The following is a 23044-nucleotide window of genomic DNA, read 5'->3' on the forward strand; positions in this document are numbered from 1 at the left end:
GAGGGAACTCGCAGGAGAGGTGTGAGGTGTACCGTCCGGCGGCGTTATGGAACCGATACGGCCCGCCGCGGCCTCTTGACGGGTTCAAGGGCGCCGGATCAACTTCGTCCTGGACGAGGCGATTCAACAGGTTCAACTCATCGTGCGTGTGTCCTCGAGCCGCTCCCTTACCGTGGCGTTCGCAGCCTTGTGGCGCACGCGGTTGAAGACCGACGGCACGGCTCATCCCACGGGCTGCGGGACGATCCGAAGGTACGGCTTTGACTCCTTCCACTCGCCGAAGATCTCGCGGGCTTCGTCATCGGGGACGGAGCCGGCGATGATGACGTCGTTCCCCTGCTTCCAGTTGACCGGCGTTGCCACCCGGTGCTTCGCCGTTAGCTGAAGCGAATCGATAACCCGCAGCACCTCGTCGAAATTGCGTCCGGTGGTCATGGGGTAAACGAGGATCAGTTTGATCTTCTTATCCGGCCCGATCACGAAGACATTCCTTACGGTCTGGTTGTCCACCGGCTTCCGACTCTTGGCGTCGCCCGACGTTGCGGCCGGAAGCATTCCGTAGAGTTTCGCGACAGTGAAATCATCATCGCCAATGACAGGGTAATTTGGGCGGGCACCCTGCGTCTCCTCGATGTCGGCAGCCCATTTCTCGTGATCGGCTGTCGAATCCACTGACAGCCCGATGATCTTGACGCTGCGTCGATCGAAGTCGGGTTTGATGGTGGCCAGATAGCCCAGTTCCGTCGTGCAAACCGGCGTGAAGTCCTTGGGGTGGGAGAACAAGACTCCCCAAGAATTACCGAGCCAATCATGGAAGCGGAGGTTCCCGCCGTCGTCTTGGCCGAAAAATTCGGGGCGATATCGCCCAATTGCAGAGTCATCTCTGGCCTCCATCTCACACTATGTGGACTACACGTTCGTAGTCACTGCCTGCCATTCGTTCACAGAGCCCCCGGCACGCCGACATCCTCCGAGCGAATTCCGGGTCGCGCTTCCACTGGTCTCGCGAGTCGGTGCCTGTCCATTCGGAGAATGAGACGAATTCAGTGGATGTCTCGATCCCCTGGAGCAGGCTCGCGTCAGTCATTGCCGGATGATACTGGTGCGTCCACTCCAAGAATTCCCGCCAACACTCAATGAACTCGCCTTCCCGGCCGGGCAGCACATGCCACCTTCCTGAGGCGTACGCGTCTGGCATCTTGATTCACCTCCCGTGTTTCTTGTATTTCTCACGGTAAGAGGCCCTTGTTCCCCGACCGTTCCCCGGTTAATCTCAACGCGTGACCGAGTGCGCTATCGTCATGCTGGGCGGATTCCGGGTCGTTGTCGACGGGAGGGCCGTCCCGGACGAAGCGTGGAAACATTCAAAGGCCGCAGGGCTTGTCAAGATCCTCGCCCTTGCGGACGGCCTTCGACTTCACCGGGACGTGCTGTCCGATCTCCTCTGGCCTGACCTCGGCGCGCAGGCAGCCGCCTCGAACCTTCGCAAGGCGATGCATTTCGCCCGAGCCGCTCTCGGCTCGCCGGATGCCGTGCAGGCGCATGGCGAGCTGCTCGTGCTGCTGCCGGACGCCGTCGTCGCCATCGATGCGGAACGATTCGAAGCGGCGGGACGAGCCGCCCTCGCATCATCTGCAGGGGTGTCCGAGGCGCTTGACCTGTATGGTGGCGACCTTCTTCCCGACGACCGGTTCGCGGTGTGGTCCGAGGTCCCACGTGAGCGGCTCCGGACCCTTCACCTGCGGCTCCTGAAAGCGGCGGGGAGGTGGGAGGAGGTCCTCAAGGAGGAGCCAGCGGACGAAGACGCACACCGCACCATAATGGTCCGAGCGCTTGAGGCCGGCGACCGGCAGGGAGCGATCCGCCAGTTCCAGCAACTCTGCCGGCACCTGCGCGCCGATCTCGGCGTCGGCCCGACGGCAGAGACCCTCGCGGTCTATGAGGAAGCTATCGCTGAGGATACCCGTCGCGCGGAGAACCGCGCTCGAGCCGTGCTGGCCCGCGCCCTCATCTCCCTCAACTCCGGCGAGCTGGCCGACGCGATGGCTGATGCCCGCCGTGCGCGCGAATTGGCTATCACGGCGAGCCTCGGGCGTGAGATTGGGGAGGCGACGGCGGTGCTCGCCATCGCGGCGAACATGCAGGATCGCTGGCCGGAAGTGTTCGAGGAGGAATTCGCGGAGTTCACGAGGCATGGCTCCGTCTGGTCTGGCTACATGTTCGACGCGCAACTATGCCTCGCGGAGTTTTGCCTGTGTGGACCGGCGGGTCACCAGATCGTCGCGCAGCGCGCAGAGCGGCTGCGTCATGTAGCCGAGCAAGCGGGTTCGGTCCACGGACAGGCGCTCACAGATCTCTTGCTCGGTGAGGCTGCTCTGTTTTCGGGAGAGCTCCACGACGCACGCAGGCTCCTGCAAGCCGCGCTCGAACTGAATCGCCAAGCCGGATCCCGGGCCGGGGAGGTTATGGCGTGGCAGCGCCTGGCAGAGGTCGATCTGGCGGAAGGCCGACCCGCTCAAGCTGCCAGGGCCGCGACGCGGGCATTGGGCGTCGCGGGATCGACCTGGCTCGAACCGCATCTTGTCGTCCGCCTGTACGCGGTGATCGTCGAAGCAGCCAAGTCACCCTCGCAGGCGGTTCAGATCATCGAACGGGCCGACGCGGCATTGACCCGCGAAAGCGTCTGCCCTCCATGCTCGATCGGCTATCGAGTCGTTGCCGCGATGAACTACGCCTTGGCGGGGAGGCTCGACGCCGCGCGTCGCCGGCTCGCTGCTGCGGAGCAGCTGGCCGGGATGTGGCCCGGAGGACCGTGGCATGCGGCCCTTTGGGAAGCGCGGGGCGTACTTCGTCAAGCAGAAGGACAACACGAGCAGGCCACCGCACTGTTCCGGGAGGCCGCCCTCGGATTCGCAGAGCTTGGCAGGCGCCAGGATCAGCAGCGCTGCCTCGCCCGGGCGTCACAACCTCGCTGAGAGGAAGCACCAGCACCTCCGTCATGGCGACGGATTCCGCGTGCGGTGGCGCCTGGAGATCGGGCTGGAGCGCGTCGAGGGAACCAGCCTCCATGATTATGAACCCGCACGTGGGCTCGCCACCGCCCATTCCGGCCCCAGACTGCACGGCGACCGGAATCGACAATTGCCTCACCGGCGTTGCCCATCGTGGCCTGTTCAGGTGTGTGGGCTGGCGGGCTCTGTACCCTGACGAGTGGGTTCTCGCGTGCTGAAGTGGGGTTATGCGGTTCCTCGTTCCGGTTTTGTCGGCCGGCCCCGGGGGGCCTACACCTGTTCATGGCCTGGGAAGCGGGAGCAACATGGTCGCCGGGAAACGTCATCTGCACCATGCACTGGTGGGAGACATTGAGCTCTTCCACGAGAAGCTGGCATTTGCGGGCACCGACGAGCACCTGCTGGTCATTCATCACGCAGAGCCCGGCAGTCCATCCGAACTGGCCCTGCAATGGTTGGCTGCCACCCTTCCGTAACCGGCTGAGATCCGACAAGGAACCGGGAAGGTTTCAGAGTAGCCCTGGTATTCATATGAAACCCAGGGTTCTGGCTGCCCCTTTTCGATGAGGGCACACTTAATGCATAGCCCGCTTTCGGCAACCTTCCCGCAGGGAAGTTGCTGGTGTCGAGCGTGCTTCGCATCAAGATCCACGACTCCTACCTGTCGAAAGAACCTCGCCACCCTATTTGGGCCCTTAGACAATGCGGCAGTGACGGGTGACGCAGTCCACACGTATCATCCGTTTCCCGGGAACAGCTTCAAAGCTCGTGCCACAAAATCATACATTTGGCCGGAATGATTCACTTGGTATGATATATACGAGTATTCAGTCGGGGGGGCTGAAGGTTTTCCGGGGTGAAGCAGCCCGCTGCCGGGAGTCGTACTGTCCTGGAGCCTGATGAGCCACGCCAATCGCCTGCTGCATCCAAAAGTTTCGTCGTCTGTATCGGCGCGCATCCTGCCCGCCGCAAGCGTTGCCCCTGCATTCCGGGAAGGCCCGGCCGATGTGGGATGAGCCGCTGCGCCAGCGCAGCCAGGAGCGCGTTGATGACTTTATTGCCCGCGCCAGGGAAATCGCGCGTGCCCAGGACCACATGCAGGGCCTGCTCGCTGCGGTGGTGTCTCTTGCGGAGGACCTAAGTCTGCAGGCCGTACTCGAACGGGTGGTATACGCGGCGTGTGACCTTGTTGGTGCCAAGTACGGGGCACTGGGTGTTATTAGTGATGACCGGAATGGGTTGAGCCATTTCGTCACCGTCGGCATTGACGATGAGACAGCGGGGCGCATCGGTGATCTGCCGGGCGGACGAGGTGTGCTTGGCCATCTGATCCGCGAACCGAAGCCGGTGCGGCTGCATGATCTCAATGAGCACCCCAAGGCTGTGGGTTTCCCGGAGAACCATCCGCCCATGACCTCTTTCCTAGGTGTGCCTGTCCGGGTTCGGGACACTGTGTTCGGGAACCTGTATCTGACGGAGAAGGCGGGCGCGGAGGACTTCACCGAGGATGACGAGGATATGGCGGTCGCACTCGCGGCGGCGGCCGGTGTCGCGATCCAGAATGCCCACCTGTTTGAAGATTCACGCCGGCGGCAGCGGTGGCTGGAGGCGGGCATGGAGGTCACTGACCGGTTGATCGCCGCGGACGGTCCGGGGGAGATGGATGACCTTGAGCTGGTTGCCGAGCGTGCCATGCGGGTCTCGGAGTCGGTCCTGGCCATAGTCGCGGTTCCTAACGAGAACGGGGGCTTCACCCCGCGGGCCTCACTGGGCGTCCTGGCGCTTCCCGGGGGCATGGACCTGCCGCCTACAGCCGCCTTGGCCAACGTGCTCGAAACGAGACAGGCACTGGCGGTCAAGGACCCCGTCGAGGTTTTCGGGCCCGACGCCTCGGAAAAGCTGGGCCCTGCCCTCGTCACCGCCCTCGGTGGGAAAGGCACCCAGAACGGCTTGTTAATCCTCGTCCGGCAGGCCGGAAGCCCCGGCTACTCCCAATCGGACCGGGAACTGAGCGTAGTCTACTCGTCCAGGATCGGGCTGGCCTTGGACCTTATCCGCTCGAACAGGTACCGCGAGGAGCATTTGCTCGCCGTGGACCGCGACAGGATTGCCCGTGACCTGCATGATCTGGTGATTCAGCGGCTGTTCGCTGCCGGTATGGGTATTCAGAGCTTGCGCCGGTACACCAGCGACACCGCGGCCCATGACCGGATCAACGGAATCACCGGTGACCTTGATGGGACGATCAGTGATCTTCGAAACACGATCTACTCATTGCGGGTAGATACTGAAAGCCGGCAACTGGTGACCGCTGCTGTCATGCGGGTGGTTCAGGACAGCACGTATGACACGCCCATTACTCCGGAAGTCAGGCTCAGCGGCCCCATCGACAGCCTGATTGCAGGCAAGGCCGCGGACCACCTGCTTGCCGTCCTCTCCGAAGCAGTGAGCAACGCGGTCCGGCATTCGCGGGCGCAAACCCTCAGGATCACGCTCACTGCGTTGCACGGGCACTGCGAACTGCTGGTCGAGGATGACGGGACCGGTTTTCAGAACCCGTCCAGGGTCAGTGGGCTGACCAACATGAGCCACCGCGCCGATGCTCTGGGCGGAGTCTGCCGCATCGACAGCACCCCCGGCAACGGGACCCGGCTCCTGTGGAAAGTCCCGCTCGCCTGACAACTTGTGGCCCTTGATCCTCAGTGCCGGGGTGTCTGGGCCCGGGATACCTCGGTGACAAAAACGGCAGCCTGGGTGCGGCGTTCGAAGCCGAGCTTGGCCAGCAGCGAGGAAACGTAGTTTTTGACGGTTTTCTCGGCCAGGAACAGCTCTTGCCCGATTTGCCGGTTGGTCATGCCCCGGCCGATGCAGTCCAGGACTTTCCGTTCCTGCACCGTGAGCTGGCTGAAGCGCGGGTCGATAGGTTCAGCCGTCATGCCGTTGACAACCCCTTCGACGACACTGGGACCGAAGAGTGAGTCACCCGCGGCGGCCCGGCGGATGTTCTTGACGAGGTCATTGTTGTTGATCTGCTTGAGGACATAGCCGGCTGCGCCGGCGAGCACTGCCCCTCGCAGCGCTTGATCGTCGTCGTAGCTTGTCAGGATCAAGCACTTGACGTTCGGATCGACCGAGCGGACGTCCCGGCAGACCTCCATCCCGGTTCCATCGGGAAGCCGGCCGTCCAGCACTGCAACGTCTGTGCGCAGCGCAGGAATCCGTCGTGAGGCCTCAACAGCGGACCCACTTTCGCCTACAACATTGAACCCTTCATGCTCGAGCAGGTCCCTCAGGCCCTGACGCACCAGTTCGTGGTCATCAAGGATAAAGACGCGCAAAGGATCACTTTTCACGGGAGTGATCGAAGATGCAGCTGGTATTGACAAAGGTTGGCTCCGAATCGAACATTTCGGCCTTGAGCGCTAGGACGAGCGGTGTGTCTGGCTGGGCAGGCCGTCATCTGGCTGGCTTGAAGGCACACTGTCTTACTCTTCCCTACGTGCAGCCTCTGGAACAGGGACTAAAGTCATGCACCTACGGGTGGCTGGGCAGCGCCCTCTAGGAATAGAGCACCAGAATACCAATGCCGATCCCCAACACCTGGACGAGCCGGTGGGAGACCCAATCTCATGCGGCAGTGCTGGTGCAATCATTCGGCGCTCTCTTTGCCCAAAGCCCTTTCCGGCTGCCTCATCGTGCCGGGCGTCCAAACAGAAAGGGCTTGGAACGAATCCTTCCGCACCCCAGAGCACCGCCGTCAGGGTCGAAGGGTCCAAAAATCAGCCAGCGCCGCCCCTGACGTTCCGCGCCCGGACAAGATAAAGGCCTGACGACGGGGGATCGGCAGGCTTTTCACGTCCGGTAGTACGAAATGCATGAAAACATCGAGTGGACTTTTCCGGTAGGCCCCTACGCGCACCAAACAATCGCTCTCGCTGGAAGCCGCCGTTAAAGGGCGTGGAGGTGGCCCACCCCCGTTACGTAATATCTGGGCCACGTCCACGCGGTCCTGTTCCGACCCTTTCGGACCGGAGACCTGTCCGGCGCCGGTGCCGCTTCATGGGCCCGGTCTATTGGCCCCTGGGAGATCGCGCCCAGAGGAGGTCTTCGGGTTTTCGGGGTAGGCGGTGTCAGGGCCGTAGAATACCCCTGCCGGCACTGGAAAGAGCCGGGACGCCACGGGTATTGCGGCATACAGGGCAACGGTTCTTGGATTCGGTCTCCTGCGCCCACTGATGCGATTCCTCCAGCCGGTATTCGTATCCGAACCCAAGTTTCTGAAGTTCACTCAGCGCGCGGCTGGCTGTGTCCCACGAGTCCCAGCGTCCGATTATCCCGCCGGTGACCTGGGAGATGACATTGCAACCGCCATCCCCGAATTCAGTCTCCGTATCTTTGCGGTTGGCCGGTTCCTTACCGTGCACTGCGCGGTATTCCTCCATGCTTGGCATATACCTCTTCTCCTCACCGATACATCAGGCTGCGACGGATCGGGAGTGCGCGAGGAACTCCTCAAGCGCCTGGAGGAGTGCGTCCGCTTCCCTGAATGCCGGATTCGTGTGAGTGTGCAGCCGGTCCATCAGCCCGCCGTTGTGCTGCAGCCGACGGCGGGCCCTGCCCACAGCACTGCCGGCGGCAACGAGATCACCGCGGTGGTGTGCCAATGGAACAGCCATGCACTGGATCGAACCCAGAGCGACAGCGAGGACGTTGGCGTCCATCTGCTGCCCGGATGCGCGGTGCCGGCGCAGCCGGGAGGCGAAGCCGTCCCACACTTCCCGCGCCACAATCCGCGCCACTTCCGTCCGCGCCTCATCCTCCGGCACGCCCTGGCCCAGCAACTCTCCAAGCAGGCGATCAAACCTGGTTGGGAGCTCTGTGGCTGTCATCCCCGGTTCATCCTCCGGTGACGCTGTCCGTTTGAAATTGGAAGGGTGTACTGCCCTCGCCCGTTCACACGCGGTTTCGGTCTCTGATGCAGGCGCGGTGTGCAGCATGCGAATCTCAGCAGCCATGCCAATCCCTTCAAGTTTCAGCCACTCCGCCGGTGAGGACTGCATCTTTGTCCTGGCAGCGGAACAGCGCTTTTTCTTTGCGTTCCAACGCCGGTCACCGGCCTCGCAATGTGAGGACCCGGCCCGGCACCTCTACAAGGATGGCAAGCCCAGGGAAGCTCGCTATAGGGCTGAAAGTCCCCTCTTGTGAGCGCGCACACGTCCACCCGCGGACGCATTTGCCTGGAATTCACAGATTTTTCAGGGCATGCCCGCGGAACAACACAGTCCCGGTTCAGTTGCCAAAACTGGCGGGAGGTGGCCCCAAGCAGGTCCGGATCGGGGGTGGGCCACCTCCCGCCCTGCCTACCCCCTGCCTGGAATCAGGTACGCAGTCCACTGCCCGTGAAAGCCGCAATTCTCCTCGACGTCGATGGTGTACTCAACCCGTCCCGTGTCCCGGCAGGCGTCGGGCAGTTGCTGAGGTTCAGCAACGAGACGAGAGCCCCGGTCAGGCGGCTCTCCGCTTGCGGTCCGCATTGCGCGGTTGTCACCTGGCCAGCCGGTGCTGTTAGGGACTGGAGTCCCAGCTGCAGCTGGATATCGAACCGCTGCGGTCACCATGGTGTTCAGCCGCGGTGACGAGAGCATGCCGATACCCGGGCTGAGGTCAGCCACCCACTGGTTGTACAGGGTGGACGCAAGTGGTAGCACCGCGTGGCAATCCGTCGTTTGGATCATCCATGACATTCTCGGTCCGGACGCAAGAAAGTAGGCTCGTAAGCTGTGGCCCATCGGTGATGACCAAGGTCCCTGTCGCTGATGTTCGATGCGGGAAAAAATAGGGACGGACAAGGGCAGTCCGGTAGCCGGAGCGGCCAGGTTTGAAAGGTCAGGTCACATGAAAAATGTTGCGGCGAAGCTATCCCTGGAGCTTGCTCCTCATGGGCTGGTTGCCGGCCCGAAAGGCAAAGGCCTGCGGCGTCAGTTCGTCGGCGGGTTCTTCCTGTTCACAGGTGGAATCCACATGGGTATCGTCGCGGCCGGGCCGGAGTTCTATGCGCCCTTCGCCGACGGTGCACTCTTCACGCCTGTCCGGGAGGCATGGGGCCGGATCTTCATGGCCGCCCCGGCCCCCTGGGGCCTGGCACTTTCTGCAGGGGAGGCCGCCCTGGGCGTCATGCTTCTCCGCGGTGGCGCCCGGGCGAAGGCGGGCTGGGCCGGGGTCTTAGCCTTTCACCTTGCCCTGATGCTGTTCGGCTGGGGTTTTTGGGCCTGGAGCATCCCTGCCCTGGCCTTCCTAGTCCCGGCAGCCCTGGCGGACTGGCGGTCCGCCCCCGGAGCTGAGCGGAACTCCTCTACGCAGGCGGCAGGGCGGTTGGGAGGCTTGCGCCTGGACTGAAGCTTCGATTGCGCGGGTTCTCAAGGTGCTACTGCTGCCAAGGGTGGGCCAGCGGTTAGCTCGAAGTGATTCCGGGCAGGGGAGCTTTTGCTTGAGCAAAGGGCCGGCTTTGAGGTTCCGTCTGGGCCCTCTGCCATTCCGCGCCGGTCCCGGTCCGCGTGAGCCATAAGGCTCAAAAAAGGACCATCGACACGGCAGTCGCCGCTGTACGATACGGAAAAACTCGGGGATCGCCAAAGGGGGACATCATGGCACTTAGCCGTTCACAGTCGCAGGATTTTCTGACGCGCTCTAAGCTGCCGGTCCGCTTACTGGTGGCTCTGGTGTTGATGGGGCATGGGCTGATCCATGTGATGGGTTTCGTCCTTTTCCTCCGCATGGGGGAGCCCGGGGACCTGCGGTATACGGGTGCGCTGCCCGAACCGGGCACGCTGACCGGAACCGCAGCTGGAATACTGTGGTTCGCAGCTGCAGGTGTTTTCTTGGCTTCGGCTGTCCTTCTGTTGGCGGCTCGGCCGTTTTGGCGGTGCCTCACCTTGGCCGGGGTCACTGTTTCTGTCCCCTTGGTCGCGCTGAACCTGCACATGGCTCTGGCCGGATTCATCGTCGACGTCGTGCTGCTGGCACTGATCGTGGCGGCTCATTTCTTCACGGCGCATGTCGGCCGACCGGCGGGAGTCAGCCGATGAGCATCGCAGTGCCTTCGGCTGTCAGTGGCCTGTGGCAACAGCTGGCCGGTAAGGGGTCTGTGATGGCCAGTTATGAGCCATCAATGACGAAAGGGCTGCCGGAACCGGCCCGGCGGTGGCTTGAGCACTCCATCACCAGCGGGACTCCGCTGTGGCGCAGCGTGGAACTGGACATGCGGGGGGACATCAAGCTCGGGATGCAATGGCAGCCTTTCCGCGCCCGGCAGATCCTCTCACCCGGTGAGGGCTTCATTTGGGCTGCGCGATCACGGCTGTTCGGCCTGCCTATCACCGGTTTCGACCGCTTCAGCGCGGGCCAGGGGCAGATGCGGTGGAAACTGCTGAACATTATTCCCGTCCTCTCAGCCAGCGGCGCCGACGTCGCCCGCAGCGCCGCCGGCAGGCTGGCAGCCGAAAGCGTGCTCCTGCCCACTGCCTTTCAAACAGCTGGCTGGTCACCCGGCTCCGACAAGGACGTAGTCACCATGAGTAGGGTCATTAACGGCGCAGAGGAAAAGGTCAACTTGCGGTTAACGGCGCAGGGGCAACTGGCCGAAGTTTGGATGATGCGTTGGGGCAACCCCGGTGGGGAAAAACCTGGCCGGTACCCCTTCGGCGTGGCAATTATGGAAGAAAAGGAATTCTCAGGAATCACTCTGCCGTCAGTCCTGCGTGCGGGATGGTGGTGGGGAACCCCCAACCAGGGCGACGGGGAATTCTTCCACGCCAGGATCACCGGAGCGTTGTTCCGCTAAGGCCGAAGGCCTGGGCTTGCCTATCCTGGAATCCCCGGTAGTCAAATTCTCGTTGATCCCACTGGGGCCTTTAGCCCCTAACTCTGACCCTTTACGCATCCCTACCATGAAATAGCCTTCACCGCGTACTTCGGCCACATGAGCGGAAGTACATATTTGGTAGCCGGAAGAGGCGGACGAATCTCCCGATGGAGCATAGCCATCGGCTGCATAACTCATAAAAAGGAAGGCCTACGTTGAGCAACCCTGAAACTGCCACGCTTCGAGTTGGGCTGGAAGAGCTCGGCGGTACCTCCTGGTGGGCGAGCCTGCTGAGCACACTTTTCTCACAATACGGCAGCACGCAACTCAGATTCGTTGGTGCGGTTAACGGTGAAAAACGCTACACAAGCTCCACATTTACAGCTCCCCGGCCAGTCAGCCCCATGCCCCCGGAGGATGATTGGGCTCCCGGGATGAGGCGCAGCCTACAGGAACTTGTACAGGAGATTGAAAGTGACGGCTGGAGGCAAACCGGGCGCGGCCGCGAACGCTGGGAGCTCATCTTCCAGAAAGAAGCACGTGTAGACAGCACAGGGAAGACAGGCAGCTAAGACCAACGCACCAGCAGTTTGCGGCTTCAGACCAGGCACGCCATGTGATGGGGAACCGATGAAGAGGACACCTGGGCCGCAGCTATACTCTGGCCCTTGGTCCAGTGCCTCGTGCCCGTCGGAGGCTTACTCTTGGGGGGCGTGCAAAGGCGCGGTTTTGGTGATGGCGGCTGCGCCATGTTCTTCCAGTGGCCGAGGCGACCAACGTTGAGCCGTTCCGTTTGCGGCGGAGATGGAGTACGACGGAGGCGGTCAGGCCGATCAAGGCAAATGCCGCACCGATGACAAGGAGCACTGCTGTGGGAAGTCGATGCGCTCTTCACGAACTACCTGCTGCCCCAGCACAAGCTGCTTTCGAAGGAACGTTATGGGGCCAAAGTGGTCAAGAAACACGATGCCGCCCTCACCCCGCACCAGCGCGCTGCCCGGCATCCGGACGTCCGGAAGCAACCCGTCATCAGCATGAATGCCCAGTTCAAACGACTCAAACCGGCGGCACTGTCCCGGCAAGTCCTTGCCCTGACCGGACAGCTCGAAGCACTTAGCCAGGCCAAAGCTGCTCCCCGCGGCTACAAGATCAACACCTTGTTCAACTCGTACCCGAAACGGACCTTTTCCAGTGAGGCAACAAGTAGTCTTCCCGGACCCATTGACGTGAGGCAACAGGTCCGAGGCGGCGGCCAGTGCCCTAAAACGCTCTGGAAAGGAGCCACCGCATCGGCCCCGGCGCATAGCCAGTTCATCGACGTGTTTTGGCCGCAACGTATGGCATCTCGAACATCCGACGACGGGTGGTCTATGAGCGCTGCCGTCGGTGCGGTAAAGATGATGACGAACGCACCAGAGGTGGCGGAAACTTCAGCGCGTGGGGCGTGGGCGGAGGATGACCCGCACCTCCATTAGACCAGTTCGCCAAGGACAACGCGTCACTCTTAGTAGACAGGTCGGCTCACGACAGTAGTGCCAACCGAATCGTCGGGAGTGCTGTACCGGGAGCCACCATTGGAGCGCAGGTCCTGACCCTTCCCTGGAACGTCGCTGACAGAGCGACCGCACACGGCTGAGGTCCGTAACCGTCACAATAGGGCGGACAATGATCTTTCTGGGAGTCACTTCACAGAAACCATCCAATGACGGAGGCGACAGTGCACGCTTCAGCTGCAAGTCGAATGGCCCTAATTTTCGGGCATGGACCAATGGTGCTCTGGGCCATGGTGGCTGGGGGAATCCTCTGGATGGTCTACGGGTACTTCCGATTTATGGCCCCGCAAGGTCCCGACGTGGTTTGGAGGGAAGACCTCGGCTACTCACCAATTCTGAGCAACGAACTTTTTGTGCTCTATAACCTACCCGGAGTCCTGGCCCTGCTACTGACGCTCTGGGCTGCTTTGTCATTTATCCGTGCACTTCGAAAGCAGAAAAGCCGGATGAAACGGGCCGCCCAGTTGCTTGCCGTGATGGCAGCCCTTTTCGGCCTGATAGCAGTGGTGGGACAAGCCATACTCTTTGATCCCCTGAAGACATTGGGACTCGCCCTTGGCACTCCCCTCCTTGGTTTTTCGATGCTTCTCGCTGGGGCGATCATTGTTCGTGATCCCGGAAGCGCCGACGGTGGAAAGCGATCACTGGGGCCATCATTGATATTTCTCGGCCTCATGGGCGTTTTTACTTTGCTACTTCGCCCGTTGATGTTCGCCTTCGAACTCATCCCTCTCGCCTTCGGAGTAGCAGCGTCTGCCGCCTTCGGGGCCGCTTGGATCCTCCTGGCCTTGACCCTCCGCGATGTGCCGGCGTGGAGCGGCACGCGAAGACCTCGGACGGCAGCGGCATAGCCAGCCGTTTGATGACCGTGATCGAAGAGGCAGGCGTTCCCGCTGGCGGATCCGAGGAGGGCAATGATGCCGCCGTCGCTCCAGCCGACGAGATGGGCGGGGCCGGCGACCACATTCTCAAGGACGCTGACCGTCTCCCGCGCCATGTCGCCGTAATGGAATTCGCCGTCGGTGTCGGCGGTATATCCGTGGCCGCGACGGTCAAAGGCGACGATACGGAAGTGTTCTGCGAGACCTGTTCCAATAGTGTCAAGAAGGGCATCGCTGTTGCTAAGGCCGCCGTGCAGGAGGAGAAGTGGAGCGCCACCGCCGCCGCGGTCATCTACCCATGTAGGGTGTCCATCAATCTCCACGCGGCCGGCCATGCGTTCTCCCACTCCGGATCGACTTACTGCTAACGACGCCGCTGCTCCAACTCAGCACTGTGCGGGTCATTGTGCCTCGTGACCCGTTGCTCCTCAAGAGGCGACGCGAACAAGGCAGCTGACGTCATAATCCTCCAGCCCACATTTGGCCTCATCCGGTCTGTTTTCGGGTGATAGCCGGGCTGGTTGCGGCCGGCCAGGGAGCAGCTGCCCACATCTGGGCGTTGTGGGGCCAACCGCTGCGTTGTCCTCGACGCTGCTAATGGTGCGAGAGGGCTTCATCTACCCCAGCGGTACCTGCGGCTGCGGTAGCCGCATTGGGCCCCGAGAGACGAAGGCGAGAGAAGTGTAGGAAGAATGTGGGAAATGAGTAAGTGTTGGCGACGTCAACATTCTTGCTTGCGGATGTGCCGGAAAGCCCGTGGATTGCCACGTTCCCCAGATCTTTTCCACAGGTTCCCAGTGTTTCTAAGTGCCCGGAATGTATGCGTGTTCACCTCGGGCACGACAGATTCCGTCGTCAGAGGCGGTCCTGCTTTGCCGTGTGGACAAAAAACTTGCGGTCGCGTTGCTCTGACGGTTGGTTTGCGGGCTGTGGCATGGTCACTGTAGGGCCTCTTCAAGTGTGTGGGGGCGGGCTCCAGTCCTTGGCTAATCGGATCCGGGGTTTGTGGCGACTATGCGCAGGCGGGCGCTCCGACAGCTAAGACCCGCAAATGGGCCGAAATGTGTGGCATAGCCGGCACCGGGCATCACATTGCCCGGGCGCGGAACGTCACGGTTGCCGGGTCATATCATCCTTGGCCGAGGTTGGTGACCAGGTTGATGGAGACCGCGATCAGGACTGTGCCGAAGAAATACGACAGGAGAGCGTGCAGAAGAGCTTTGCGCCGGAGCTCACTGTTGCTTGGCTCGACCTCAGGCGCAGCGTAGGACATTCCAACAGTGAAGGCGAAGTAGGCGAAATCGCTGTAGGTTGGTTGCGCCTCATGCTTGATGTCGAACCCGTCGTTCGGGTGATCCACGTAGTGCATTCGGGCGTACTTTAAGGCATAGACCGTGTTGACGAGCGCCCAGGCAACAATAGTCCCGAGGACGCCCAGGATGACCAACGCCACCGAGGTCGCATCCGCGTCCCGGTTGCTCGACTGGACCAATGCCACCACCACGGCGGCGATGCTGGCGATACAAGCGGTGATAATCGCATTGTCGGTCACACGGGAGGCGGACTCCTCGCGCGCGACGCGTTCAGTCCCCGCCGGGTCCTGTCGCCAGCAGATCCGCCATACCCATACCAGAGCGATGATGCCAGCGGTGCACCACCCAACCAGGGGCGCCAGGGCAGGTGATACGGCCACCGCTGCAACGATGCCGGCCACCGCTCCGACGGCGACGCAGACGAGAGCACGGCGGGCTGACAGGATCCGACCGTTCATTGCTGCTCGTCGAAGGGCTGTCGTGCCTCCGCCCTGGCCCCGGACCCGGATGCCGTCCAGTCCTGCGGAAGGATGTTAGGCTCCACGATGCCTTCGCAGGGCCTTGAAGGTCGCGACGAGTCCTCCGGCCGCCAGCAGCCAGGGGCCGCCCACGATGATCGGGTCCATCCACTGGTGGGTGACGTCGGCTCGTTTTTGACCGAACCGCGAGCGGACACCCTGGCGGGAGAACTCGCTGAGCACCCCGGTTTCGGTGATCGGGTTGTCGGGACGGAGGGTGGCGAGGGACTTCACGTGGTGTTCCCACGCGTCTACCCGGTCGGCCGCGACCAGCAACAGCCAGTGAGCGGCCCGGCCCTCGCTGTACTTATACGCATATTTCCGGATGGCGCCCGACACCCCGGCAGGAGGGGTGGAGGTCCCGAAAACCGGTGTCAGGAAGGCGTGCTCGACGGACCGTTCCCTGGGCCATTTCTCGGGCTGGCGTTCGGGGAAGTCCCAATGCGCGCCTGTTTCGATGCCTGGTTGTTCGCGGGGGTAGGACGGCCTGTCGGCCGGGTCGAGGTCAGCGCCCCATCCCGGAATCCGGGCCCGCAGCGAGTCCGCCGATTCCATCGGCTTGCGCTTTTCGGCAATGTACGCACTAGGTGTTTCAGTCATTATGGCCTTCCCTTTCAGGACGCGTCGGCGACAACGAGCGGCTTGATGATGTTGTCCAGTTTGGCGGAGAAGATGTGGTAGCCCTCTGCGATGTGCTCCAGCGGGATGCGATGGGTGACGAGTTCGCTGGGTTTCAGGTACCCGTTCCGGATGTGCTCGAAGAGGCGCGGCCACTGCCGTTTGACCGGGCATTGGTTCATGCGGAGTGTCAGGCCCTTGTTCATGGCGTCACCGAATTTCACCGCGCTGAAGATGGGCCCGTAGGCGCCCACGACGGATACCGTCCCGCCTTTGCGGACTGAGTCGATGGCCCAGTTGAGGGCGATGGGGGAGCCGCCCTGCAGCTTCAGCTTGCTGCTTGTGACGTGCTGGAGGAAGTTTCCGTCCGCTTCGGCGCCGACGGCGTCAATGACGACGTCGGCGCCGAGGTAGTCGGTCTCCTTCTTCAGGTGCACCACAATGTCGTCGTACTCCACAAAGTTGTACGTCTCGGCATGCGCGAAGCTGCGGGCCTTCTCCAGCCGGTACTCCAGGTGGTCGATCACGATGACCCGTCCTGCACCCATCAGCCAGGAGGACTTGGCTGCGAACAGTCCCACGGGGCCTGCACCGAACACCACCACGGTGTCGCCCTCCACGATGTCTGCCAGCTGGGCACCAAAGTAGCCCGTGGGGCAGGCGTCAGTGAGGAGGACCGCGTCCTCTTCGTCCATCCATTCCGGAATTTTCGACGGCCCCACGTCCGCGAAGGGAACACGCACGAATTCTGCCTGGCCGCCGTCGTACCCTCCGCACGTGTGGGAGTAACCGTAGATGCCGCCCACCGCCGTCGCATTGGGGTTGACGTTGTGGCAGTTGGAGTAGAGGCCGCGGGAGCAGAAGTAGCAGGAGCCGCAATAGACGTTGAACGGCACCATCACGCGGTCGCCCACCGCCACGTTCTGCACTGAGGCGCCCACTTCATGGACCGTGCCCACGAACTCGTGTCCGAACGTCATCCCAACCCGTGTATCGGGCATCATGCCGTGATACAGGTGCAGGTCGGACCCGCATATGGCGCCCTTACTGACCCGCACTATCGCATCGTTCGGGTGTTCAATCTTCGGAATGTCTTTCTCTTCAACCCGTACCTTGTACGGGCCGCGGTAAACCATTGCTCGCATCAGTACCACCTCCAGTGAATCGCGCGTTTCGACATTGACATTCGTCCTCTCGGGGCGCTCTCAGGCTCCCGCTGGGTGGAGAACGACTTTCGTCCAGCCGTCTTCACGGTTGTCGAAGTTCTTGTAGCCCTCCGGGGCCTGATCCAGCGGCAGTTCGTGGCTGACGATGAAGGACGGGCTGGCCTTTCCACCGGCGATGAGGTCGCGCAAGGCCCTGTTGTACTTCTTGACGGGGCACTGGCCTGAGCCCATTGTTTGTCCCTTGAACCAGTAGTTTCCGTAGTCGAAGGCCACCTGGCCCTGCTGCTCAAGTTTGTCGGGGCCCCCCGGGTCTTGGGGCAGGAAGACGCCTACCACGCCGATGCCGCCGACGAACCGGACGGAGTCCACGAGCCGGTTCAGGGTCATGTTGGGATGTTCATTTCCGGCGGGGTCGTGTGCCTGGTAACCAACGCATTCGCAGCCCCGGTCTGCCCCGAAGCCCATGGTTTGGTCCTTGACGAATTCGACAGGGTCCACTTCCGAATCATTCACAGGTATGGCGCCGATTTGTTCCGCCAGCTTCAGGCGGTCGTTGTGGCGGTCCACGACCATGACCTTTCCGGCGCCTTTGATAATGGCTGAGTAGGCGGCCATTAGCCCGACGGGCCCTGCACCGTAGATGACCACGGAGTCTCCCGGGTAGACCCCGGCCATCTCCGTGGCATGCCAGCCGGTGGGGAAGATATCGGCGACCATGACATAGTCGAGTTCTTTCTCCACCGAGTCCTCGCCCAGACGCAGGCAGTTAAAGTCCCCGTAGGGTACACGCAGGTATTCGGCCTGTCCGCCCTGGTACGGTCCCATATCCGCGAACCCGTAGGCCGCGCCGGCGAGCTTTGGTTCAGGCTGCATTGTTAGGCAGTAGTTCGTGAAGCCGCGTTCGCAGTTTTTGCAGAAACCGCAGGCGATGTTGAACGGCAGCACCACACGGTCGCCCACTTTTACTTTGCTCACCGCGGGGCCGGTCTCCACCACCTCGCCCAGGTTCTCGTGCCCGAAGGAGCGCCCGGGTTCAAAGCTGGTGCGGCCTTCGTACATGTGCAGGTCCGAGCCGCAGATGTTGGCGGATGTTATCCGCACGACCACGTCGGCAGGGTGCTCAATTTTGGCGTCGGGTATTTCCTCGACGCTTACGTCGTTGGGTCCTTTGTAAACTACTGCCTTCACTGTTCCGCTCTTTTCTTTCTTGCCCGTCCAAATCGTGCCCGGATAGACGTAGCTTCAGGGAAGGTAGGCGCAGAAAGTTGCAGGCCCGAGGCCCGGAACGGCGGCGCGGTCATCACCCAAATACGTGTAGTGAGCCAGCGAAGAGGTTGGGGAAATGAGATTGTGGCCCGTTAGTCCAGCCGAAGGGTTGGAGGAGGCCAAGGGTTGCAGATCGCAGGCTGTCGCATTGCCTGCCTGCCGATTTGTACGCGAAGAGCAACTGATCGAAGCTTAATGCTAAGCAAACTTAGTAACGGTGTCGAGGGGTAATCCAAAAAAATCTGCAGGCAGCGCTTCATCGAAAGCCTGCCGGCCACCGCAGAGTTAGCGTGGGGCGGTCCCGCAGTGCAGCGTCGATCAACAGCCCGGCAAGAATGAGTGCAAGGGAGTCGATCGTCGCGACCACCAGGCGCCACGGTAGGGAGGTGCCTGCAAATAAGGAGCCCGCCCAGCGCCGGTAGAGGCTCGAAACGGGTCTCCTAAGTGGGGAGCCACTAGCCAGGCACGGCCGGAGGGGCCGTTGAGGCCCGCAAGATGAGCCTGGTCGGCATTTTGAGGTAGGTCGCTTCAGGGGTCTGCCCGTTCATGAGCGCAACAACGAGATCGGCCGCAGCCGCGCCAAGGTGGCCCATGGGCTGGCGCACTGTGGTGAGCGGTACTGCGTATTGCGAGGCTTCTGGAATGTCGTCGAAACCAACAACGGAAAGGTCGCGCGGCACCTCCAGCCCAAGCTCACGCGCCACCTCAATGACAATGATGGCTGAGAGGTCGTTCGCGGCAAAGACCGCGGTTGGACGATCGGGCTTGGTGAGCAGGCGCTGCGCGGCTTCGCGGGCCCAGTCCTGGTCGTAGTTGCCCACGCCAACCAGAGCCGGATTGAAACGAATTCCTGCTTCGTCGAGGCCGCGGCGGTAGCCGGCCTCCCTCGCTGCGGCTGATCGGAGGTCTGAGCGGCCGGAGACGAAACCGATACGACGGTGGCCGAGGTCGATCAGGTAGCTGGTTGCATTGCGGGCACCGCCAAAGCTGTCCGACTCCACGGTTGGAAGGTCCATCGGGCCGGTGTGCGGGTCCACAGCGACGATCGGAACATCCGCGCTGACGTTTACGACCGTTGGCGTCACCATGATTGCGCCGTCAATGAGAGTGCCGCTCAACCGGCTGAGCGACCGGCGCTCCCAGCCCTCGGGTGATTTTTGACGTGAGCCGCTGTACGCGAGGAGGTCGTAGCGGGAGTCGCTGAGAGAGGCGGCGACGCCCTTCAGAACTTCCGCGCTGAAGGGCTCGAAGTCCGCCACCAGCACCCCGATAACGCCCGTCTTGCGAGAGCGCATGCTGCTGGCCACCAGGCTGGACTCATAGCCCAGAGCCTGCGCGACTTGAAGAACGCGCTCGGTCGTTTCAACCGACACGCCGTATCGGCCGTTAATGGCCTTGGACACAGCTGAAACTGACACTCCAGCCGCCTTGGCCACATCGCGTATGTTTGCACGCCGTCTCATGGGCACCGAGCCTACGTCATGGAAAATGATTTCGAAAATGTTTGACGGACCCTCCTTCGCTTGGAAATCTTAGGGGGCCGGAGTGCTCCGGCTCACACTTATCGACCGGATCTGACTGCAGATACGGGTGCCTTGCGGGATGCGGTTGTGCCGTCAAGTGCGCCTTTATGGGCAGCGCTCAATGAGGAGAACGGGTAAAAACGAATGAAAGTCACAAAGATCCTAAGAGGGGCCGCGGTTCTGGCCTTGGGTTCGCTGGCGCTGAGCGCCTGCAGCGGTCCTTCCGGCAACTCCTCGGACGGCAAGGTGTCCATGACACTTTGGGAGAACTCGACGACGGGTCCGGGCCTGGAGTTCTGGAAGTCGGCGGTCGCGGACTTCGAGAAGGCAAACCCGAACGTAACCATCAACGTACAGGCCGTCCAGAACGAGGACCTGGACGGCAAGCTGCAGACTGCCCTTAACTCCGGCGACGCGCCTGACATCTTCTTGCAGCGGGGCGGCGGCAAGATGACGGCAATGGTTCAGGCCGGACAGTTGATGGACCTGACCGACAAGATCTCGCCCGAGACGAAGAAGGTAATTTCGGCAGGATCATTCAAAGCGGAAACCTATCAGGACAAGGTCTGGGCCATGCCGCTCGCGGTACTCCCCGGTGGCCTCTTCTACAGCCAGGACCTCTTCAAGGCGGCAAACATCACCGAGGCTCCCGCCACGATCAGCGACCTGGAAAAGGACGTCGAGAAATTGAAGGCGACGGGTGTGGCCCCGGTAGCGCTCGGCGCGAAGGACGCTTGGCCGGCCGCGCACTGGTTCTACTGGTTCGCGCTGCGCGAGTGCGAAGCCTCCACCATGCAGAAGTCGGCGGACTCGAAAGACTTCTCAGACCCTTGCTGGCTGAAGGCGGCCCAGGATCTGCAGAACTTTGCTGACAAGAAGCCGTTCAACGACGGATTCCTGACCACGTCCGCGCAGCAGGGTGCCGGCAGCTCTGCCGGACTGGTTGCCAACCACAAGGCTGCAATGGAACTCATGGGCGCCTGGGATCCAGGCGTCATTGCTTCGCTCACTCCGGACCAGAAGCCGCTGGCTGACCTTTCCTGGTACCCCTTCCCCGCGGTTCCCGGTGGAAAAGGCGACCCCGCTGCAATCATGGGCGGTGTTGACGGCTACTCGTGCTCGGCCAATGCGCCCAAGGAATGCGCTGACTTCCTCAACTTCGTTGCGAGCACTCCACAGCAGGTTGCCTACTACAAGGCCTTCAACGCCCCGCCTGTGAACACCGAGGCGCAGAAGTCTGTGACTGAGCCGTACCTGCAGGAAATCCTGAAGTCATACAACGCGGCTCCCTACGTATCCCCGTGGCTCGACACCGTCCTCGGCCAGAACGTCGGCAATGCGCTCAACGTCGCCGTCGTCGACATGCTGGCTGGCAAGGGCGACCCGCAGAAGCTCATCCAGACGGCGAACGACGCCGCCAAGAAGGGCTAAGAGGAAGATCCGTGAGCAACACCCGCGAGACAATCTCCAACGACTCCGCGTCGACAGCGGATCTCGCGCAGCGGGATGGGAGCGGCACGGCCGTGTCGCTCCCATCGGGGCTGCGCCGCCGCCGCGGCATCGGCTGGTCCGTGCCGTTGGAGATCGCAATCCTGGCAGGGCCGGCGATTCTCTTCTTCCTGGCCTTTGTCATCCTGCCTGTCGCGATGGCGGCATATTACGGTTTTTACCGCTGGAACGGATACGGGCCGCCCACCGACTTCGTGGGCCTGCAGAACTACATTGTGATCCTGCAGGACCCGGCATTCCTTCAGGCCCTGTCCCACAACGCCTTTATCGTGGTGGCTTCGCTCGTCCTCCAGGGGCCGGCAGCAATCCTGTTGGCGCTGCTGCTGAACCGGAGGATGCGCGGTCAGTCCGTCATCCGTGTCCTGATCTTCGTGCCCTACGTCATCTCAGAGGTCGTCGTCGGTACGGGATGGAGCCTGATGCTCCAGAGCAACGGCGCGCTCAACGGCTGGCTGCGGAACCTGGGGCTGGGCGCCCTGGCCCACGATTGGCTGGCGGACCCGAACGTGGCCATGTGGACCCTGATGGGCATCCTGACATGGAAGTACATCGGCTTCGCGGTAATCCTGTTTCTTGCCGGATTGCAGGGCGTCCCGGAGGAGCTTTATGAGGCTGCCGCGCTGGACGGGGCTTCCTACTGGCAGATCCAGCGGCGAATAACGCTGCCGCTGCTCGGGCCGACGCTGCGTATCTGGGCGTTCCTGTCGGTGATCGGTGCCTTGCAGCTGTTTGACCTTGTCTACATCATCTGGGGCCAGTACGTTGCGTCCACTGCCGGGACGTCCACCATGGCCAGCTACATGGTTACGAACGGCCGAAACGCCGGAAACTACGGCTACGGCAACGCTGTCGCCGTCGTGATTTTCATCATCTCCCTCGTCGTCGCACTGGTGTACCAGCGTTACGTGCTGCGCCGCGACACCGCTGGCGCACTGACAGAAAGGAAGGCGCGATGACCGCCGCCATCGCCGCCCGGCGACCCCGCCGGGCAGACAAGCAAAGCCTGCCGTGGGGCTCGCCCGCCGTGTACTTCGTGGCGCTTGTGGTCATCGCGCTCATGCTGGCGCCGATCGCCTACATCATTTTTGGCGGGTTCCGTACGAATGCGCAGATCACGACCGACCCGGCTGGCCTTCCAAATCCCTGGAACGTAGGCAACTACCTCACCGTCATGACCGGGAGTGTCTTCTGGCGGCAGGTGCTGAACTCGACCATTGTGGGGGCAGTAACCACCCTCGGCGCAGTCGGTTTGGGCCTCATGGCCAGCTACGTCCTCGCCCGGTATCAGTTCCGGGGGCGCGCGGCGCTTTACTCGCTTTTCGCGGCCGGGCTGATGTTTCCCATTACCGTCGCCATCACACCGCTGTATATTGTGGTGCGCAACCTCGGCCTGATGAACTCGCTGGCCGGCGTCATCCTCCCGCAGATCGCGTTTGCGCTCCCCACCACGATCATTATCCTGGTGCCGTTCCTGCGCGCCATTCCGGACGAAATCCAGGAGTCGGCCTTTATTGACGGCTGTAGCCGCCTCGGCTTCTTCTTCCGGATGGTGCTGCGGCTCTCGCTTCCTGGCGTGATCACCACCGGCATCCTGGTCTTCATCGGCAGCTGGAACAGCTACCTGCTGCCCCTGTTCATCCTGAACAAGGAGGCCACCTTCACTCTCCCGCTGGGCGTGCAGGCGTTTTCCTCCCAATACTCCACGGACACCGCGCAGGTCCTGGCCTTTACGTCCCTGTCCATGATCCCCGCACTGGTGTTCTTCAGCCTCTTCGAACGGCGCATTGTTGGGGGACTCACCGGCGCCGTCAAAGGCTGACGGCGG

Annotated in this window: 18 protein-coding genes and 2 pseudogenes; 11 read left to right on the forward strand and 9 right to left on the reverse strand. The window is 62.1% G+C overall.

What is annotated here, in order from left to right; genetic code table 11:
• Positions 1 to 222: 222 nt before the first annotated feature.
• Positions 223 to 881 (reverse strand): annotated as a pseudogene (locus tag FHJ30_RS20115) (peroxiredoxin).
• Between the two features lie 399 nt (positions 882 to 1280).
• Here FHJ30_RS20115 and FHJ30_RS20125 point away from each other — a divergent pair.
• The 3 genes from FHJ30_RS20125 to FHJ30_RS20130 all read left to right on the forward strand — a co-directional run bounded on the left by FHJ30_RS20125 (position 1281) and on the right by FHJ30_RS20130 (position 5690).
• Entirely contained in the window at positions 1281 to 2975 is a 1695-nt protein-coding gene (locus tag FHJ30_RS20125) for a BTAD domain-containing putative transcriptional regulator (protein ID WP_205677061.1), read from the forward strand.
• 341 nt (positions 2976 to 3316) lie between these two features.
• Positions 3317 to 3487 (forward strand): hypothetical protein, encoded by a 171-nt coding sequence (locus FHJ30_RS21465; protein ID WP_257223765.1) that lies wholly within the window; start codon positions 3317 to 3319, stop codon positions 3485 to 3487.
• Positions 3488 to 4016: 529 nt separating this feature from the next.
• Positions 4017 to 5690 carry a GAF domain-containing sensor histidine kinase gene (locus FHJ30_RS20130; protein WP_139031030.1) on the forward strand — a complete coding sequence of 558 codons (1674 nt, stop codon included), beginning with the start codon at positions 4017 to 4019 and terminating at the stop codon, positions 5688 to 5690.
• 20 nt (positions 5691 to 5710) lie between these two features.
• On the opposite strand, the gene FHJ30_RS20135 is transcribed toward FHJ30_RS20130, so the two are convergent.
• On the reverse strand, positions 5711 to 6349 hold the full coding sequence (locus FHJ30_RS20135; protein ID WP_179997653.1) for a response regulator transcription factor: 639 nt from the start codon (positions 6347 to 6349) through the stop codon (positions 5711 to 5713).
• Positions 6350 to 7486: 1137 nt separating this feature from the next.
• A complete protein-coding gene (locus FHJ30_RS20145) occupies positions 7487 to 7900 on the reverse strand; it encodes a hypothetical protein (protein ID WP_240793778.1) in 414 nt (137 codons plus the stop codon).
• 1006 nt (positions 7901 to 8906) lie between these two features.
• Between FHJ30_RS20145 and FHJ30_RS21545 the strand changes: the two genes are divergently transcribed.
• The 5 genes from FHJ30_RS21545 (at position 8907) to FHJ30_RS21800 (ending at position 13276) form a co-directional block, all read left to right on the forward strand.
• Positions 8907 to 9407 carry a hypothetical protein gene (locus tag FHJ30_RS21545; protein ID WP_179997654.1) on the forward strand — a complete coding sequence of 167 codons (501 nt, stop codon included), beginning with the start codon at positions 8907 to 8909 and terminating at the stop codon, positions 9405 to 9407.
• A 248-nt stretch (positions 9408 to 9655) separates the two neighbouring features.
• Complete coding sequence (locus FHJ30_RS20155) at positions 9656 to 10096, forward strand: hypothetical protein (RefSeq protein ID WP_139031033.1); 441 nt, start codon at positions 9656 to 9658, stop codon at positions 10094 to 10096.
• 83 nt (positions 10097 to 10179) lie between these two features.
• Positions 10180 to 10851: a DUF6544 family protein gene (locus tag FHJ30_RS20160; RefSeq protein ID WP_139031034.1), complete on the forward strand. Its 672-nt coding sequence runs from the start codon at positions 10180 to 10182 to the stop codon at positions 10849 to 10851.
• Between the two features lie 971 nt (positions 10852 to 11822).
• A complete protein-coding gene (locus tag FHJ30_RS20170; RefSeq protein WP_139031036.1) occupies positions 11823 to 12347 on the forward strand; it encodes a hypothetical protein in 525 nt (174 codons plus the stop codon).
• A gap of 293 nt (positions 12348 to 12640) precedes the next feature.
• A complete protein-coding gene (locus tag FHJ30_RS21800; RefSeq protein WP_240793779.1) occupies positions 12641 to 13276 on the forward strand; it encodes a hypothetical protein in 636 nt (211 codons plus the stop codon).
• 5 nt (positions 13277 to 13281) lie between these two features.
• Here the strand turns inward: FHJ30_RS21800 and FHJ30_RS22065 are convergent.
• The 6 genes and pseudogenes from FHJ30_RS22065 to FHJ30_RS20200 form a co-directional block, all read right to left on the reverse strand.
• Positions 13282 to 13641 (reverse strand): annotated as a pseudogene (locus tag FHJ30_RS22065) (alpha/beta fold hydrolase); the annotation flags it as partial.
• Positions 13642 to 14435: 794 nt separating this feature from the next.
• Positions 14436 to 15077, reverse strand: coding sequence for a DUF1345 domain-containing protein (locus FHJ30_RS20180; protein WP_139031038.1), 642 nt, complete (start codon positions 15075 to 15077; stop codon positions 14436 to 14438).
• 75 nt (positions 15078 to 15152) lie between these two features.
• The gene (locus FHJ30_RS20185; protein ID WP_171059148.1) at positions 15153 to 15737 is read right to left on the reverse strand and encodes a hypothetical protein; all 585 of its coding nucleotides are present in this window, start codon (positions 15735 to 15737) and stop codon (positions 15153 to 15155) included.
• Positions 15738 to 15751: 14 nt separating this feature from the next.
• Entirely contained in the window at positions 15752 to 16900 is a 1149-nt protein-coding gene (locus FHJ30_RS20190; RefSeq protein WP_139031039.1) for a zinc-dependent alcohol dehydrogenase, read from the reverse strand.
• Positions 16901 to 16960: 60 nt separating this feature from the next.
• Entirely contained in the window at positions 16961 to 18109 is a 1149-nt protein-coding gene (locus FHJ30_RS20195; RefSeq protein ID WP_139031040.1) for a glutathione-independent formaldehyde dehydrogenase, read from the reverse strand.
• A 533-nt stretch (positions 18110 to 18642) separates the two neighbouring features.
• On the reverse strand, positions 18643 to 19650 hold the full coding sequence (locus FHJ30_RS20200; protein WP_139031041.1) for a LacI family DNA-binding transcriptional regulator: 1008 nt from the start codon (positions 19648 to 19650) through the stop codon (positions 18643 to 18645).
• Between the two features lie 204 nt (positions 19651 to 19854).
• Between FHJ30_RS20200 and FHJ30_RS20205 the strand changes: the two genes are divergently transcribed.
• The 3 genes from FHJ30_RS20205 to FHJ30_RS20215 are packed head-to-tail and all read left to right on the forward strand — an operon-like array spanning position 19855 to position 23038.
• Positions 19855 to 21141 (forward strand): ABC transporter substrate-binding protein, encoded by a 1287-nt coding sequence (locus tag FHJ30_RS20205; RefSeq protein WP_139031042.1) that lies wholly within the window; start codon positions 19855 to 19857, stop codon positions 21139 to 21141.
• An 11-nt stretch (positions 21142 to 21152) separates the two neighbouring features.
• Positions 21153 to 22175 carry a carbohydrate ABC transporter permease gene (locus tag FHJ30_RS20210; RefSeq protein WP_370633181.1) on the forward strand — a complete coding sequence of 341 codons (1023 nt, stop codon included), beginning with the start codon at positions 21153 to 21155 and terminating at the stop codon, positions 22173 to 22175.
• Positions 22172 to 23038, forward strand: coding sequence for a carbohydrate ABC transporter permease (locus tag FHJ30_RS20215; protein WP_139031043.1), 867 nt, complete (start codon positions 22172 to 22174; stop codon positions 23036 to 23038). Before FHJ30_RS20210 ends, FHJ30_RS20215 begins: the two co-directional genes overlap by 4 nt.
• Positions 23039 to 23044: the final 6 nt, after the last annotated feature.

Origin of the sequence: Arthrobacter sp. BB-1, assembly GCF_006151685.1 — a bacterium.
Taxonomy (GTDB): domain Bacteria; phylum Actinomycetota; class Actinomycetes; order Actinomycetales; family Micrococcaceae; genus Arthrobacter.